The organism is Brevundimonas sp. P2_A6, assembly GCF_056404975.1.
In genome coordinates, this window is sequence record NZ_JBFUCZ010000001.1 from 390,058 (window position 1) to 406,467 (window position 16,410).

Genomic DNA, 16,410 nt, shown 5'->3' on the forward strand with positions numbered 1-16,410 from the left:
CTGGTGCTGGGACTGCCGAGTGGCGCAGCAGGGGTGATAGTCGGCGCTTTGGTTCGGCGGTGGCGAAGCCGCAGCACGCCGAAGGTCCGCTAACCACCCATAGCGGACCTTCGATAGGTCCGCTTTCAGGCGATGTCCGTTCGGCGCAGCCTCAGGCCGCGACGGATCCCCGCCGCATGCGCCAGAAGCGCAGGGTGCGCATGGCGGCCTCTTTCGTCAGGTCGGCATAGAGTTTGGCATAGCCGTGGGCCTTGCCCATGGCGTTGTCCTCGGAGCCCAGGATGACGACGGCGAAGGTCAGGAACAGGGCGCGGTCCAGGTCGGCGGCCTTGCAGATGACCGACAGGGCGTCCAGTTCGCGGCGCTCCACGATCTGGCTGGCGGTGTGGAAATCGACGTCGGCCAGCTGGGCCAGGGCGATCAGGAAGCTGGTCCTGGACCCCGAGCGCAGGAAGCGGGCCAACATGGTCGGCGTCAGCTGATTGGCGGCCTTCAGCTCCTCGACATAGGCCAGGCATTCCGAATAGTCGGCGGGCAGGGCGCCGTCGTCGGAGGCCACGCGGGCGCGACCGGCGGCGAGCGCGCTTTCCAGCAGGGCCGGGTCCATGGCGGCGTTCTGTTCCAGAATGCGCTGACGCAGGCGGGCCTCGACCACGAAATACATGTCGTTCAAGAGGTCGGCGGGCAGGGCGGCGCGCTCGACCGTGGCGGCATGAAGCGCCGGGTTGATCTTGGCGCGTTCGACGGCGGTCTCGGACGCGGCGCGCGACAGGACGGCGCCGTCGTTGCGCAACAGGGTGCCCAGGGTTTCGTCGTCGCCGCGCTGGACGATGACGTCGGACACGGCCTCGGACACGCTGGCGCGTTCGGAGACGGCGCGCAGGTGGCCCTGGCCCTTGGAGCGGACGACGCCCAGCAGGTCTTCGTCAGTCAGGACGGTGGAGGACCGCAGGACGGCGTCGGCCACGGCCATCTCGTCATTGGCCAGCCGTCGGATAAGGCCGCGCGGGGCGTCGGGCGACAGGGCGAACCGGGCCGACAGTTCGGCGCGGACGGCGGTCTCCATCTCGGCGGTCAGGTCGGTCAGGACGGAATCGTACAGGGCGTCCTCGGCCGCCGAGCGGGGCGCGCCGCCGAAGAAATGGTCGGTCAATTCGCGCAGCAGGGCGCGGCGCTTCTCGCTGGACGGCTCGTGCGCCAGGGCGATCAGGTCGGGCAGGCGCGAGCCCGTGTCGTCGGCGACAGCGGGAGGGGTCAGGGTCTCGCTCATGGGCGTTCGGGATCGTCGCTGCGGGCGGGCGCGCGCAGGCGGCCCTGGGCGTCGCGCTGGGGCACTTCGGTTTCCGGCGGCTGGGCCAGGTCCAGGGCCACGCTGTCGTAGAAGACGGCCTCGGGCAGGGGGGTGTGGTCGGGTGCGTGACCGGCGTCGCGATGGACCGAATAGTAGCGGCTGCCCTGCTGGCCTGGCTGGGCGGTCGTCGTCGGGGGCGTGGCCTCGGCATAGACCTGGGGCGCGGCCTGATCGGTCTGGGCGGTCGGCTGCTGGGCCGGGCCTTGCGGACGCAGGCGGAAGATCAGGGCGTCGGCGCGCGGGGCCATGGGGTCGGCCGCGGCCATCGGGGCGGGCTGAGGCGTCTGGGCCACGGTCGGCACGGCGGCACCCTGGTTCGGCAGGAAGTCGGGCTGGGGCTGACGCAGGGCGGACTGGACCGGAGGCTGTGCCATCACGGGAACCGGGACCGGGGCGGTCATCTCGCGGGTGTAGGCCAGGGGGTCGGGCGAACCGGGCGCGAAGGAGGAGACGGGCTGTGGACCCAGCCAGGCGCTGGCGGGGGTCAGGCCGTTCGAGACGGGGCGCGGCGTCGGGGCCGGCTGCATCATCGGGCGCGCGACGGTCTGGCTGGGGGCGATGCGGCGCGGGATCATGCCGCTGTGGGCTTGGGCCTGTTCGGCGACGACGTTGGCGGGCGTGGTGTTGGCCGGGCGTCCGGCCCAGGACATGTAGCGGGGACCAGGGGCGGTCTGGGCCTGGGCCATGCCGGCCAGCGCGCAGGCGAGGGCGGCGGTCGACAGCAGGATCGCGGGTCTGATGGCGCGGGTCGACAAGGCGCGGCTCCGGTGGATCGTTCCGGCCAAGCCTAGGACCGCGCGGCTTAACCCCGCGCTAACAGGGGTAAACGATCAGGACAGGGCCTTCAGCACCCGCCGCTGGATCGCGGTGGTGCCCGCGTTCAGCGCCAGCCCCATGGCGGCGAGGCAGAACAGGGCCGCCAGCAGGTCGGGGGTGCGCAGGCGGTTCCCGGCCTCCAGCAGGCGCCAGGCGAGGCCTTGCGTCGCGCCGGACCCGGACACGAACTCGGCCACCACCGCGCCCACGATGGACAGGCCGGCGGCGACGCGGATGCCCTCCAGCACGAAGGGAAGCGCCGAGGGCAGGCGCAGACGCCACAGGCGCTGCAGGGCCGAGGCGCCGTGCAGGTCGAACAGACGCTCCAGGTCCGGGTCGGCGGACTTCAGCCCGGTCAGGACACCGGAAAAGACCGGAAAGAAGGCGACGGCGGCGGCCAGCGCCGTGACGGCCCGGTCGGCGTGATCGAGGCCCGCCCAGATCAGTACCAGGGGCGCGATGGCGACGACGGGGGTCACCTGAAGCGTGACGGCCAGGGGGGCGACGGCGCGCTCGGCGGTCGAACTCAGCGACACGACGATGGCCAGGCCGCCGCCCAGGACGACCGCGACGACCAGGGCCTTGAACGCCATCCAGAAGGTCTGGGCCGCCGATCCGGCCAGGACCGGGGCGTTGTGGATCAGGGCCGTCGCGACCGCGCTGGGGGGCGGCAGGAAATAGACGGGCACATGCAGCAGGCGGCAGGCGGCCTCCCACCCGGCCAGCAGGAGGGCGGTCAGCAGGAGGGCGGGCAGAACGTCGATCAGCCGCTTCATGCCGCGACCCGCATGGAGGTTGCCAGGGCCTCGGCGACGGTCTCCACCGCCGTGCGATAGGCCGGATCGGCGCGCCAGCCTCCGGGTCGGGGCAGGGGACCGGGCATGGGAATGTCGGCGACCGCGCGGCCGTCGGTGGCCGACAGGACGACGACGCGGCTGGCCAGATAGGCGGCCTCCTCCACGTCATGGGTGACGAAGACCATGGCGATCGAGCGGGTCGCGGCGATGCGGTGCAGGTCCTCGATCAGACCGCGCCGGGTGATGGAATCGAGCGCCGCGAAGGGCTCGTCGAGCAGCAGCAGATCGGGCTCGACCGCCAGGGCGCGGGCCAGGGAGACGCGCATGGCCATGCCGCCGGACAGCTGGCGCGGGCGGGCGGTGGTGCGGTCGCCCAGGCCGACTGACGCCAGGGCGACGTCGGCGCGGCGATGGGCGTCGGCACGCGGGACGCCGTTGAGCTCCAGCGGCAGGGCGACATTGGTGCGGGCATCGGCCCACGGCATCAGCGTCGGGCTCTGGAAGACGAAGGCGGTGCGGGTGGCGGCGGGCCTGTCGACGTGGCCCGAGGCGGGCTTTTCCAATCCGGCGAGCAGTCGCAGGGCGGTAGACTTGCCCGCGCCGGAAGCCCCGACGAGGGCGAGGATTTCGCCGGACGCGACGTTCAGGTCGAGCGGCCCGAGCGCGGGTCGACCGGGGTATTGGACGACGACCTGGCTCAGCCGCGCGATCGCGCTCGGGTTCGGGGCGTCCATTCGGGCCCGCCTCTGGCCGCTACGCGGCCTGTCTCCGCCCAGGGGGCGGAGAGCTAGCCACGGCCGGGCAGGAAGTTGTCGGTGAAGGCGTCGCGCCAGTTCAGGTTCGGGGGATAGACGCCCGCCTGGCTGGTGACGTCGAAGAAGGCCTTCCAGCGCTCCTCGGTCATGGCCCCGAGCCCATACAGGGCGGCGTCGCCCGCATCGACGATGCCGTATTCACTGAGCTTGGCGCGGGCCTGGTCCAGGATGTCCTGGGTCATGTCGGGATTGGCGGCCTTGATGAGCGCATCGGCGGGCTTGGGATCGCCCCGCATGTAATCGCGCCAGCCCTCGGCCGAGGCGGCGATGAAGCCGCGCAGCGCCGCCGCATTGTCACGGGCGAAGCCATCCGGCGACAGGACCATGGTGGCGTAGGAGGGATAGCCCTCGTCGGCCAGCAGGAAGACGCGCGGTTCGAACCCGGCGGTCTTCTCGATCGTATACGGCTCACTGGTCAGATAGCCCTGCTGGACCGCGCTATCGTCGGCGATGAAGGGGGCGGGGTTGAAGTTGTATTTCCGGATCTGATCGTCGGTGAAGCCGTATTTGGCCTTCAGCCAGACCCAGAAGGCGGTGATCGAGGCGTCAGCCAGCAGGAAGGGCCGTCCTGTCAGGTCGGCGATGCCGGTCAGGGCTGGGTCGGGATGGGCGATCAGGACCTGGGGGTCCTTCTGGAAGAAGGCGGCGACGGCCTTCACGGGCGCCCCCTCCGCGACCAGGTTCAGGGGGATGAAGCTGTTCGAGCCCATGCCCAGCTCGACGGCACCTGCGGCCAGCAGCTGGGGCACGTTCACGCCGGGGCCGCCCTGGATGATCTCGACGTTCAGGTTGCGCCGCGCATAGGCCCCCGACGCCAGGGCCTGATAGAAGCCGCCATGCTCGGCCTGGGCGCGCCAGTCGGTGGCGAAACGGATGCGGACCCGGCCCTGTTCATCGACGGGTGCCTCGGAGCTTCCGCACGACGCCAGTCCCATGGCGGTGACGGCGACACCCCCCGCCAGGATCAGGCGGCGGCTGACGACGGAATGAGTCGGGCGGGACGGCATGGCCGCAAACTAGGGCGAGGACGCAGGGTTGGGAAGCGGAGCGTCGCCGCAGGGTCAGGCCGACTGCATCAGCCTCCTGGCCGCCTGTGCCAGAAAGCCCGATCGGGTGAACCCATGCGCCTCGGCATAGGTGTCGATCTCGCGCAAGGCGTCTTCCGGCAGGGTGATGTTGACCCGAACCGCCCGCGACCGCGTCTCGGCCCGGACGAGGATGGCCACGCCGTCCCGATTGTCTGGATCGTTCATGACGGTCTCCAGGCTGCTGGGTTCGGGGATCGGCTCGCCATCCTCGGCCAGACCTTCCAGATGAAGGGCCAGAGCTTCCTCGGCAAAGGCGCGGACCTCGTCCAGGGTCGTGCCAGCGGTGGCCAGACCCGGCAGGTCGGGAAAATGGACGCCGTAGTCGCTGTCGGCATCCTTGTGGATCAGAGCGATGAACTGGGCCATGGCGTTACCTCAGGGTGATCTGCGCCTGACGCTCGATCGAGCGCAGGGTGGCGATCGGGAAATCACGTTTGGGATGCGGAACGGTCACGCGACCCGGTCTGGTCGGATGGCGGAACTGCTTGTGCGATCCCTTCTGAGCAACCTCGACCCATCCGCCGGCGTGCAAAGCCTTGATGACGTCACGGCTGTTCATGTGCGCATTTATACACACGAACGCGTGCGGCGCGCAAGTTGGCCCAATGCGTGGGACGCGAAGATGCTGGTGAAGGAGTGTGGGCGGGCTCAAGCAGCGAGACGCCGCGCGTCGAGCGATAGCCCACTTCAGAATTGAGCGAGGGGACGCAAGTCCGGGCGAACCGGTGCTTACGTCCCCCCACCAAGTCCGGGTTGGGACTTGGCCATTGAGGTTCTGGACCCTGGCGTCAGCGCCGGCGGGCGAACCCGGCGACGGTCGGCTGTATCCTGGCGGCCCCTGGTCTGTGGCGTACCGTCCGGGCTTTTGACCCTCGCGCCGTCCATCGATCCCGATCCGGTTCCCCGTGACCTCCGCACCGAAGCGCTGAGATCGGGAGCCTTGATCCTGCCCGGTCTTTCCGCGTCCACCGAAGTGGCTTGGAACCCTTGGTCAAAGAGCCGGACCGACCCGCTTGAAACCCCGGTCTCCCTGGGTTTCCGCGCCGCCGTGTCCCTCGGCAAAATCAGGTTCGCGCCGATCGACCGATCCGGCAAGCGGTCGTTTCCGTGCCGCTGTGCAACATGGCGGCAGGCCCGGTGCATAACCGCCGTAAGTTCTGTGGACGGACGGGATTTGTCCGCTGTTCGTCGTGGGTTGGGTTATGCACAAGAACCGATGGCGCGTGCGTTCAGCGCGCCAGCGCGATGCTCCAGGCCTGCGGGTCGCTGGTGTCCTCGCCGAGGTACAGGCCCCAGCCATCATAGCGGACCCAGACGTTGTCCTCGTCAGCGGTCCAGCCGGAGTCCTCGGTGCCCAGAAGCGCCAGCACGCCGGGCCGCAGTCGGTTGAGTTCGAGATTGCGCCCGCCCTCGGCGCCGTCGTTCAGCGGACAGCCGCCGTGCCCCTCGTTGATCCAGACGTCTAGCGCGCCGTTCAATGCCAGATAGGCTCCATTGTCGTTGCCCGCATGGGTCTGGACGTCGACGAAATCCATGGAAATCTGGGCCACGGCGTCGTGGACGGCCTGCTGGTAGGGCGTCAACGGATCGAGCCCGTTGTCCTCGGCCGTCGTCATCCAGGCCTGGCAGACATCGACCGCTTCCAGGATGGCCTGCGGACCCGTTCGCGCTTCGGCGGCGGCCCGGGCCTGGCGTAGCTCCGACGTCGGGGCGCGAGACCCTGCTTCCACCGACTGGGCGAAGGCCGGCGTTGCGAGGACGGCCGCAAAGCCGACGAGAAGTGCGATGCGAATCATTCTGCCCTCAAAATCGTGTTCGGCCCGGCATTTACAGGCTTTGGATCGCTTCGGTTGCCGTCGGTTCCTGACGGTGTCAGCCGACCATTGCCTCACGCTTGGCTTCCAGCTCGAGCCACTCCTCCTCGGCGGCGTTGAGCTTCTGCTGAGCCGCCTCAAGGGCCTTCATGGTGGAGGCGAAGCCGGAGGGGTCGCGGGCGTAGAAGTTGACGTCGTCCAGGCGCTTCTGGTGGGCCGCGATGTCGTCGGGCAGGGCGTGGATCAGGGCGTCCAGCTCCTTCAGCCGGTGCTGGTCTTTGAAGGAGAGCTTGCCGGGCTTGGCCGCCGGGGCGACTGGTTGCGGCGCGGGCTCGGGGGCCTTGGCGGCGGGGGCCGCGGATGCGCCTTCCTTCGGCTTCAAAAACCCTGGATTCTGCCGGATGAAATCGGACCAGCCGCCGGGGGTCTCGACGATGTCGCCACGGCCGTTCATGCCGATGGTCGAGGTGGCCAGGCGGTCGACGAAGTCGCGGTCGTGGCTGACCAGGATCAAGGTCCCGTCGTACTGCTCGAGCAGCTCCTCGAGCTTGTCGAGGGTGTCCATGTCGAGGTCGTTGGTCGGCTCGTCCAGGACCAGCATGTTGGCGGGCTTGGCCAGGGCCAGGGCCAGCAGCAGGCGGTTGCGCTCGCCGCCCGACAGGGTCGAGATCGGCTGGCGCAGCTGGGCCTCGGTGAACAGGAAGTCCTTGGCGTAGGCGGCGACGTGCTTGGAGATGCCGCGCACGATGATCGAGTCGCCACCGCCGGGCGTCAGGGCATCCCACAGGCTCATGTCGCTGCGCAGGCCGTCGCGCGACTGGTCCAGATAGACGGTCTCAAGGCTGGCTCCCAGTTTGACCGTGCCCTCGGTCGGAGCCAGTTCGCCCAGCATGATCTTGACCAGGGTGGTCTTGCCCGCGCCGTTGGGGCCGACGATGGCCAGGCGGTCGCCGCGCAGGATCCGGCTGGTGAAGGGCTTGATGACCATGCGGTCGCCGAAGGACTTGGAGACGCCCTTCAGGTCGGCGACCAGCTTGCCCGAGGTGCCGCCGGAATCGACGCCCAGATACATCTCGCGCGGACGATCCTGGGCCTGTTCGGCGCGTTCGGCGCGCAGGGCGTCCAGGCTGCGGGCGCGGCCCTCGTTGCGGCTGCGGCGGGCGGTGATGGAGGAGTAGAAGGTCGCGGTTTCCCGCTCGATCGTCTTGGTCAGCTTCTGGAAGGCGATGGCCTCCTCTTCCATCGTCTTGGCAGCCCATTCGTCGAAGGCGTCGAAGCCCTTGTTCAGGGTGCGGACGCGGCGGCCCTCCAGCCAGTGACAGGACTGGGTCACGCGGTTCAGGAAGGCGCGGTCGTGGGACACGATCAGAGCGGCGCAGCGCGCGTTGATGATCTCGTTCTCGAGCAACTCGATGGCCATGATGTCCATGTGGTTGGTCGGCTCGTCCAGCAGCAGCAGGTCGGGCTCCTCGGCGAAGGCCTTGGCGAGGGCGGCGCGGCGGATCTCGCCGCCGGACAGGCCCTTGGTGGACTTGTGCGGGTTCATGCCGAAGGTCTCGAGCCAGGACTCGGCGGTCCAGTGCTCGGCGTCGTTGGAGATGGCGTAGTCCAGCAGGGTGTCGCCGGCGATCAGCGGCTCCTGAGGCACATAGGCGAACTTGACCGCGCCCTGGATCGAGCGGGTGCCGCTGTCGGGCTCGATCAGACCCATGACGACCTTCATCAGCGTCGACTTGCCCGCGCCGTTCTTGCCCACCAGACACGAGCGGGTGCGGGGTTCGATCGACAGATCGACGCCGTCGAACAGGGGACGGGGGCCGTCCTGCAGACGGACGTCCTTCAGGGCGACGAGAGGGGGTCTCGGAGAAGAGCGGGGAGCCATGGAATACCTAAATCCTCACCCGCGAAGCGGGGGAGGGGGACCGCGCGAAGCGTGGTGGAGGGGGCGGAAGCGTGCGTGATCTAGGGGATTTGGGACTGATTTGCCAGACGGGTAGTAACCGCCTGCCAGATGTATTCGGCGGCTCCGTCGGCATTCCGCAGGACCGTGGTGGCAGGGATGCGGATGACCTCGATGCCTTGAGCATTCAGCCATGTGGTCCGACGGGCATCGCGTTCGGGGTTATCGTCAGCGAGGTGGATCTGGCCATCGATCTCAACCGCCAGCTTCAAGGCCGAGCAATAGAAATCGAGGATGAAGGGACCAATCGCGTGCTGACGGCGGAAGTTGGGGCGGCCGGGAATGCGTTGGCGGAGACGGAGCCACATCGCCGCTTCGGGGGGCGTCATTTCCTTGCGGAGACTTCTCGCGCGTTTCTGGGTAATGACGGGCGCTCTCATGATTGAAATCTCGCACGCTTCCGCCCCCTCCACCACGCTTCGCGCGGTCCCCCTCCGCCGCTTCGCGGTGGAGGATTAATGGCGTTTTGGCAGACCAAGCGTCTGGAGCAGATGACCCGCCCCGAGTGGGAGAGCCTGTGCGACGGGTGCGGGCTGTGCTGCCTGATCCGGTTCGAGGACGAGGACACCGGCGAGGTGTTTCCGACCAGGGTGCACTGCAAGCTGTTCGACGGGCAGAAATGCGCCTGCACCGACTATGCGAACCGCAAGGAGCATGTGCCGGACTGCATCAAATTGACGCCATGGAACATCGAGGCGCTGGGGTGGATGCCGCTGAGTTGCGCCTATCGCCGATTGCACGAGGGGCGGGGGCTGGCGAACTGGCATCCCCTGATCTCGGGCGATCCGGAGAGCGTGCACACGGCAGGCGTGTCGATCCGGGGACAGACGATCAGCGAAGTCGAACTTGAGAAGCCTGAAGACGCGGTCGAATACGAGGCGGTGGAGTGGCTGGCCGAGCGGGGGTGACGGCGACGTTAACCTAACCTTCGGTTCTATGATTCGAAGATGGAACAGTAGGTTAGCCGAGGGTTGCATGCGCGACGTCAAACACGTGCCGGAGACGCTACCCACGTCGTTCGACCGGCTGACGGCCATGGTGTGCGCGGTGCTGGACGTCCCCTATGGCCTGGTGTCGATCCTGGAAGACGATCTGGCCGTGTTTCGGTCCCAGATCGGTCTGGGGCAGCACTCAACGCCGCGAGAGCTCAGCGTGAGCGAGCGACTGGTGAGGATGGGGCCGGGCGCCACCCTGGTGATCACCGACGCACTCCAGGATCCGGACCTGCGCCAGCACCCGCTGGTCGTCGGCGAACCCCACCTGCGGTTCCTCGCAGGCGTGACGATCTGTGATGGATCGGGAAAGCCCATCGGTGCCATCGCCGCCATGGACGTGGTCCCGCGAGCGGCACCCACGCCATCGCAGATGGAAATTCTGATCCAGATCGCGCGAATCGCGGGCGACCAGTTCGATCACGCCCAGGCCCGCCGCATCAAGCGAGAGCGCCTTGAGCTCCTGACCATGGCCGAGGAAATGTCCGGCCTGGGGCACTGGCGGTTCGATCTCATGACGGGCGTGGTCGAATGGTCGACCGAGGTCTATCGCATCCACGGGCGCGATCCTCAGACCTTCGATCCAAGCTATTCCGATGTGCTGGCGGACTACCATCCCGACGACAGGGATGGGCTGGCGGCCTGCGTCGAGAGGGCCATCGCCACCGGTGAGGGGTACAACCTGGAACTACGGTTGGTGCGCCAGAGTGGTGAAGTGCGCCGCGTCATCACCCGAGCTCGGACCAAGACCGATAAAACGGGTCGTCCGGTGGTCCTGTTCGGCGTCTTTCAGGATATGACAGACCAGGTCAAAAAGCAGGAAGAGGTCGAGGCCAGCGAGGCACGCTATCGCCTGCTGGCCGAGACGGCCACGGACATCGTGGCGCGCTTCGATTCCAAGGGGCGCTTTTCCTATATTTCGCCGTCGGTCCGGACGGTGCTGGGTCGCGATCCCGAGACGATGCTGGGCAAGGACTGCTCCGCCTTCGTGTGCGAACGCGAACTGGCCCGAATCCGTTCGATCCTGAAGGACTATGTCAGGGCCGGGCCGGACGCACCCAGCCCCCGCTATGAATATCAGGCGATGACGGCCGATGGTCGGACGGTGTGGCTGGAGGCGACGCCGCGCGCGATCCGGGACGCCAAGGGCGACCTGGTTGAGTTCCACGACTGCGTCCGGGACGTGACGGCGCGAAAGGACGCGGAGCGTGCCCAGGCCGAACTGGTCGAGACGCTGGGCATGACCGAGGAGCTGGCGGGTGTCGGCTGCTGGCGGCTGGACGTCGCCTCGGGCCATGTGACCTGGTCCGACGAGGTCTACCGGATCCACGGAAAGGACCGCGCGACGTTCGATCCCAGCCTGGACGACGCCGTCGCCTGCTACCACCCGGATGATCGCCAGGCGGTGGCGGACTGGTGCGAACGTGCGATCGCCACCGGGGAGGCCGATGAGTTCAGCCTGAGGATCGTGCGCGAGGACGGCGAGGAACGGATCGTCAATTCCCAATGCAGGCCGGAGCGGGACGCGGCAGGCGCGACGACGGCTCTGTTCGGTGTGTTCCAGGATGTCACCGAGCGGGTTCGCGGCCGGGCGCGGATCGAGGCCAGCGAGGCGCGCTATCGCCTGCTGGCGGACCGGGCCAGCGACATCATCGTGACCTATGGCGTCGATGGGTTGATCCAGTACATTTCGCCCAGCGTCGAGGCCGCGACGGGCATCGCGCCGGTCGATCTGATCGGGCGAGCTGTGACCCATCTGATCCTGGACGAGGATGTCCCCGCCCTGGCCGCGCGGTTCCGCGAGATGGTCCGGGCCGCGCCGGGCACGATCCAGCCGGGGGTCGTCTATCGGGCCAGCGTGGCCTCTGGCGAGGTTCGCTGGATGGAGGCGCGCACGACCCTGGTCCGAGACGGGGACGGGCGGGTGGTGCAGTTCCACGATGTGGTGCGCGACATCACAGAGACCAAGCGGCTGGAGGATGCCCTGATCGAGGCACGGGACGTGGCGGAGGCGGGGGCCAGGGCCAAGTCCGAGTTCCTGGCCAACATGTCCCACGAACTGCGCACACCCCTGACCAGCGTGATCGGCTTCTCGGGGCTGCTGCAGGCCAGTCAGGCGCTGCCCGAGGCGGAGCGGCGCTATGCCGACCGCATCGCCACGTCCAGCGAAGCGCTGCTGAGCGTGATCAACGACATCCTGGACTATTCCAAGCTGGAGGCCGAGGCGGTGGATCTGGATCCTGTCGCCTTCGATCCGGTCGCGATGGCGCAGGCGGCGGCCTCGATCGTAGAGACCCAGTGCGAGGCCAAGGGGCTGACGCTGGCTGTCACGATGTCGAGCGCCCTGCCCGAGGCGATCATGGGGGACGAAGGGCGGTTGCGGCAGGTGACGCTGAACTTCCTGTCGAACGCGATGAAATTCACGGCTTCCGGGGAAATCCGGCTGGATGTCGCGGTGGCCGGCGAGCGGATGCGCGTGGCGGTCACCGACAGCGGGATCGGCATCGCGCCGGAGAAGATCGACGCCCTGTTCGAACGCTTCACCCAGGCCGACGCTTCGACCACGCGGGTCTATGGCGGGACGGGGCTGGGACTGGCGATCTGTCGCCGGCTGATCGAGATGATGGGGGGCGAGATCGGGGCGACCAGCCGGCCGGGCCGGGGATCGACCTTCTGGTTCGAGGTGCCGCTGGTCGTGGCCGAACCGCTGGATGTCATGCCCGATGACGAGCTGGACGCCCTGCCCGACGGACTGAAAGTGCTGATGGCCGACGACGCGGCCGCCAACCGCGAGCTGGTGCGGGTCCTGCTGGAGGCATGGGGCGTCGAACTGACCACCGTCTGCGACGGAGCCGAGGCGGTTCAGGTGGCCGCGAACGGCAACTATGACCTGATCCTGATGGACGTGCACATGCCGGTGATGGACGGGCTGGACGCCTGTCTGGCCATCCGCGCCCTGGGCGGCGACGCAGCGGAAACGCCGATCCTGGCCCTGACCGCCAATGTCCAGCCCGAACAGGTCGAGGCGTGTCGCGCCGCCGGCATGGACGGGCACGTCGGCAAGCCGATCGAAATCTCGGCCCTGGTTCAGGCCATGACGCGGGCGCTTCAGCCCCAGGCCCCCACCGCAGGAAAGGTCGTCGCATGAGCCCCTCAATCCTGGTCGTCGATGACGACGCGAACATCCGCGAGATGATGGACGTCATCCTGACGCAGGCCGGGTTTCAGGTCGCCACCGAGCCCAGCGGCGAGGCGGCCCTGGACCTGTTGAAGCGGTCGCGGTTCGCGCTGATGCTGCTGGACGTCCACATGCCGCGAATGAGCGGCCTGGACCTGATGGCGGCCATGAAGCGGCTGACCCGAACACCGCCGGTGCTGATGGTGACGGCAGACGGACAGACTGGAACAGTGCGCGAGGCGTTGGCTCTGGGATGCGTCGGTTATGTCGCCAAGCCCTTCCGGCCGGTCGCCCTGGTCGAGCGGGTACGCAGGGCGTTGGCCCCCGCGCCTGCGGCACTCCTGATCTGAGCGCTGTCCGCCGCCGGCACGCGAACTGTCCGCGATCGGGCTGAAAAGCCGTCTGGAATCAAGGGGCGCTCAGTTTAACGCGCCCTCGAACGCGCCTTGTGACGCTGGTCCGCTATAGTTTGGGCATGGCGGGAAATGGCTATGAGCGGGACGGGGCGGCGGTTCAGGCCGCATGGGTCGAAGGCAAGCTGCAACGCTTTCGTGACATGATCGACGACGTCACCGAAACGGTGGCCGAGATGGACGCCCCCCGGGACGATCCAGCCGCGATCGACAGAAAGATCCGCGCCATCACCAACCTGGCCCGCGCGGTCGCGGCCGTGGAGGCAGCGGCCCGGCGGATCATGGCCGCCGCCGCGCAGCAACCCGATCGCACAGAGGATGAGATGAACGACGGTGACAGACCCGATCCCGAAACGGTCGAACGCTATCGGGCCGAACTGCTCGACCGACTGGAGAACCACACAGCCATCGTCGAGGCCAAGCGGGTGGCCCGTGCAGCTCGAGACGCAGCGCGACTGGAACCAGGCGCACAAGGCGCTGCCCCGGCTGGCGGGACATCAGGTGCCGGAGCCGGAGCCGTGGCGGACCTGGGTGATGCTGGGTGGCCGGGGGTCCGGGAAGACCTTTGCCGGAGCTCACTGGCTGCATAGCAAGGCGCTGAAGGGGGCCTTCACCTTCGCCCTGGTCGGACCGGCGCTGCACGACGTGCGCGAGGTGATGGTGGAGGGCCCGTCCGGCCTGAAGGCCATGGGCGAGGGCGACGACCGACCCCGCTGGGAGGCGGGCCGCAAGCGGCTGGTCTGGCCGGGCAGCGGGGCGGTGGCCTATGCGTTCTCGGCCGAGGATCCGGACAGTCTGAGGGGGCCGCAGTTCCACGCGGCGTGGGCCGACGAGTTCTGTGCCTGGCGCGAGCCGGGACGGGTGCTGTCGAACCTGAGATTTGGACTGAGGCGGGGCGAGGCGCCGCAACTGGTGGTGACGACGACACCCCGGCCGATCGCGGCGTTGAAGACGCTGCTGGCCGAGCCGGGGACAGAGACGACCCGGGGTGCGACCCAGGCGAACGCCGCGAACCTGCCGCCCATCTATTTGACTCATCTGCGCGACCTTTATGCCGGGACGCGGCTGGAGGCGCAGGAGATGGATGGGCTGGTCGTCGAGCAGGAAGGGGCCCTGTTCCGGGCCGAGGATATCGCGGGGGCTCGGGGCGAGCGGCCGGATCGGCTGGACAAGATCATCGTCGCGGTCGATCCGCCGATCACGACCACGGGCGATGCCTGCGGGATCGTCGCGGCGGGCCGGCTGGACGGCCGTGCCTATGTGCTGGCGGATCGGTCGGTGCGGGGGCTGACGCCGCTGGGCTGGGCCCGGCGGGTGGTCGAGACCGCCGGGATGGTCGGTGCCGACCAGATCGTGGCCGAGGCCAATCAAGGCGGGGACATGGTCCGCACCGTGCTGGAACAGGCAGGGTGCACAATCAAGGTCAAGCTGGTCCACGCCTCGCGCGGCAAGCGGGCGCGGGCCGAGCCGGTCGCCGCCCTGTATGAACAGGGGCGGGTGGTGCACTGCGGCCGCTTCAACGCCCTGGAAGAAGAACTGATGGGGCTGGGCGGCGAAGCGCCCGGACACAGTCCGGACCGGGCGGACGCCCTGGTCTGGGCGGTCTCGCAACTGCTGCTGGACCGGTCCGCCGGACCGCGCATCCGGCTGATCTGAACTTACAACAAGGAGGCTTTCAATGCCCAATCCGACCGACGCCTATGCGTCGCGCGATCCCTCGCCCGCGTCTCCGGCCCGGCGGGCAGAGGCGGTCACGCCCAGCGACACGACCGACCTGAACGCGGTGGCCAAGGCGCTGTATGTCGGGGTCGCCGGCCATGTGCGGGTCGTGCCGGTGGCCTCTCCCGGCGGGGCGGCGGTGGCCTTTTCCAACCATCCGGTCGGCTATCTGCCGATCCAGTGCAGCCGCGTGATGCAGACAGGGACGACGGCGCAGAGCCTGGTCGCCCTGTTCGATTGAGCGCGTCGATCGGGAGGGCCTAACCATGGGACTGAGCCTGGGTCAGCCGCTGAGCTATGCCTCCGCCGGGCTGGCGCTTACGAACGGCGGTGTCGTTCGCCTTGCCACCTTCGCCGCCGCCCTGGCGCGGCTGTCCGGCAACAGCGGCCGGGCCGTCATGTCCATGATCGGCGACAGCACGACGGCCGGAGCCGGGGCGAAGGCCGCGACGGGGGACGGCGCAGGGAGTAACGCGATCACGACCAACCTGCTGCGCCAGAACAGCGCCCCTCATCAGATCGCAGCCCTGTGGACCGCTGCCGGGGTGCCGTCGAGGGGAGACGCCGTCTGGGGCAACATGAACGCTTATTCGACGGGCGCGGCGAACCAGATCGTCACGAACGGCAACGACACGACCATCACCTCTATCGGCAGCGACTGGACGTTTCCCGGCGCGGTCAGCATCGGCGGCCAGATCTATCGCGCGGACCCCGCGCAGACGACGGCGTTCGCCTATGTGCCCGAGTTCAACGCCAACCGGTTCGACATTTACTACACCATCGGCTCGGGCTTCGGCACCTTCGTGGTGCAGGACGCGGCCCAGACGACGACCTATGCGACCGTCAACTGCAACGGCACCGCCACCACGCTGGGCAAGGTCACCGTCACCCGCGCCAACGACGACACGGCCCCCATCAAGATCGCGCGGAACGGCACGGGTGGGGCCATCGCGCTCGTCGGCATCGTGCCGTGGAGCACGGTCACCTATCGGCTGGAAGTGTGGAACATGGGCGCGATCAGCTGGAAGGCGTCGGACATGCTGGTCACGACCGCCAGCTACAGCCCTTTCAACGCCTTGGATGCCGTGTCGGGCGTGGACCTGTGGACCGTGGGGTTCGGCGTCAACGAGCAGAACCAGGGCCAGTCGGCCGCGACGTTCCAGACCAGCCTGCAATCGCTGGCCACCAAGCTGGTCGGCCGGGGCGGCGATGTCGCGCTGGTCAAGGAACACAAGGCAAGCAGCACGGGGTCCGGATACTATATGGACGCGGCGCATCTGGCGGTGCCGGATACGGTGGCGGCGAACCTGAACTTGCCCCCGGTCATCAACCTGTTCGACAATGTGTTGCTGGGGACCGGCGACTATTTCGACGTGATCCACCTGAGCCAGCAGGGCTATGGCAAGAACGCCGCCTATATCCGTCAGCGGGTCGCGGCCATGGCCGTGGCGGCTTGAGCTGGCGTCC

The 16,410-nt window shown here is 68.4% G+C and carries 17 protein-coding genes; 7 read left to right on the plus strand and 10 right to left on the minus strand.

The annotated features are described in order from the left end of the window. Positions 1 to 151: 151 nt before the first annotated feature. From AC1DW4_RS01990 to AC1DW4_RS02035, 10 genes are all read right to left on the minus strand, one after another. Positions 152 to 1,270, minus strand: a complete 1,119-nt coding sequence (locus AC1DW4_RS01990) for a DUF2336 domain-containing protein (RefSeq protein WP_477015563.1) — start codon at positions 1,268 to 1,270, stop codon at positions 152 to 154. Then, positions 1,267 to 2,106: a hypothetical protein gene (locus AC1DW4_RS01995; protein ID WP_477015564.1), complete on the minus strand. Its 840-nt coding sequence runs from the start codon at positions 2,104 to 2,106 to the stop codon at positions 1,267 to 1,269. Before AC1DW4_RS01995 ends, AC1DW4_RS01990 begins: the two co-directional genes overlap by 4 nt. Before the next feature lie 75 nt (positions 2,107 to 2,181). Further along, positions 2,182 to 2,943 carry an ABC transporter permease gene (locus AC1DW4_RS02000; RefSeq protein ID WP_477015565.1) on the minus strand — a complete coding sequence of 254 codons (762 nt, stop codon included), beginning with the start codon at positions 2,941 to 2,943 and terminating at the stop codon, positions 2,182 to 2,184. Next, on the minus strand, positions 2,940 to 3,698 hold the full coding sequence (locus tag AC1DW4_RS02005; protein ID WP_477015566.1) for an ABC transporter ATP-binding protein: 759 nt from the start codon (positions 3,696 to 3,698) through the stop codon (positions 2,940 to 2,942). Before AC1DW4_RS02005 ends, AC1DW4_RS02000 begins: the two co-directional genes overlap by 4 nt. 53 nt (positions 3,699 to 3,751) lie before the next feature. Then, positions 3,752 to 4,786, minus strand: a complete 1,035-nt coding sequence (locus tag AC1DW4_RS02010; protein ID WP_477015567.1) for an ABC transporter substrate-binding protein — start codon at positions 4,784 to 4,786, stop codon at positions 3,752 to 3,754. Between the two features lie 54 nt (positions 4,787 to 4,840). Further along, positions 4,841 to 5,233, minus strand: a complete 393-nt coding sequence (locus AC1DW4_RS02015; RefSeq protein ID WP_477015568.1) for a type II toxin-antitoxin system HicB family antitoxin — start codon at positions 5,231 to 5,233, stop codon at positions 4,841 to 4,843. 4 nt (positions 5,234 to 5,237) lie between these two features. Then, positions 5,238 to 5,426 (minus strand): type II toxin-antitoxin system HicA family toxin, encoded by a 189-nt coding sequence (locus tag AC1DW4_RS02020; RefSeq protein WP_477015569.1) that lies wholly within the window; start codon positions 5,424 to 5,426, stop codon positions 5,238 to 5,240. A 670-nt stretch (positions 5,427 to 6,096) separates the two neighbouring features. Continuing rightward, positions 6,097 to 6,663, minus strand: coding sequence for a hypothetical protein (locus AC1DW4_RS02025; protein WP_477015570.1), 567 nt, complete (start codon positions 6,661 to 6,663; stop codon positions 6,097 to 6,099). Positions 6,664 to 6,739: 76 nt separating this feature from the next. Next, positions 6,740 to 8,563, minus strand: a complete 1,824-nt coding sequence (locus AC1DW4_RS02030) for an ABC-F family ATP-binding cassette domain-containing protein (protein WP_477015571.1) — start codon at positions 8,561 to 8,563, stop codon at positions 6,740 to 6,742. Positions 8,564 to 8,643: 80 nt separating this feature from the next. After that, positions 8,644 to 9,021 carry an endonuclease domain-containing protein gene (locus AC1DW4_RS02035; RefSeq protein ID WP_477015572.1) on the minus strand — a complete coding sequence of 126 codons (378 nt, stop codon included), beginning with the start codon at positions 9,019 to 9,021 and terminating at the stop codon, positions 8,644 to 8,646. Between the two features lie 78 nt (positions 9,022 to 9,099). Here AC1DW4_RS02035 and AC1DW4_RS02040 point away from each other — a divergent pair, with 78 nt between their 5' ends. The 7 genes from AC1DW4_RS02040 (at position 9,100) to AC1DW4_RS02070 (ending at position 16,400) form a co-directional block, all read left to right on the plus strand. Continuing rightward, positions 9,100 to 9,549: a YcgN family cysteine cluster protein gene (locus AC1DW4_RS02040; protein WP_477015573.1), complete on the plus strand. Its 450-nt coding sequence runs from the start codon at positions 9,100 to 9,102 to the stop codon at positions 9,547 to 9,549. 67 nt (positions 9,550 to 9,616) lie between these two features. Continuing rightward, positions 9,617 to 12,781, plus strand: coding sequence for a PAS domain S-box protein (locus tag AC1DW4_RS02045; protein ID WP_477015574.1), 3,165 nt, complete (start codon positions 9,617 to 9,619; stop codon positions 12,779 to 12,781). Further along, positions 12,778 to 13,161 (plus strand): response regulator transcription factor, encoded by a 384-nt coding sequence (locus tag AC1DW4_RS02050; RefSeq protein ID WP_477015575.1) that lies wholly within the window; start codon positions 12,778 to 12,780, stop codon positions 13,159 to 13,161. The genes AC1DW4_RS02045 and AC1DW4_RS02050 overlap by 4 nt, the downstream gene beginning before the upstream one ends. Before the next feature lie 125 nt (positions 13,162 to 13,286). Then, on the plus strand, positions 13,287 to 13,814 hold the full coding sequence (locus AC1DW4_RS02055) for a hypothetical protein (protein ID WP_477015576.1): 528 nt from the start codon (positions 13,287 to 13,289) through the stop codon (positions 13,812 to 13,814). Continuing rightward, the gene (locus tag AC1DW4_RS02060; protein ID WP_477016198.1) at positions 13,759 to 14,880 is read left to right on the plus strand and encodes a DNA-packaging protein; all 1,122 of its coding nucleotides are present in this window, start codon (positions 13,759 to 13,761) and stop codon (positions 14,878 to 14,880) included. The genes AC1DW4_RS02055 and AC1DW4_RS02060 overlap by 56 nt, the downstream gene beginning before the upstream one ends. Positions 14,881 to 14,902: 22 nt before the next feature. Further along, the gene (locus AC1DW4_RS02065) at positions 14,903 to 15,184 is read left to right on the plus strand and encodes a spike base protein, RCAP_Rcc01079 family (protein WP_477015577.1); all 282 of its coding nucleotides are present in this window, start codon (positions 14,903 to 14,905) and stop codon (positions 15,182 to 15,184) included. A 25-nt stretch (positions 15,185 to 15,209) separates the two neighbouring features. Then, entirely contained in the window at positions 15,210 to 16,400 is a 1,191-nt protein-coding gene (locus AC1DW4_RS02070; RefSeq protein ID WP_477015578.1) for a hypothetical protein, read from the plus strand. Positions 16,401 to 16,410 lie beyond the last annotated feature (10 nt).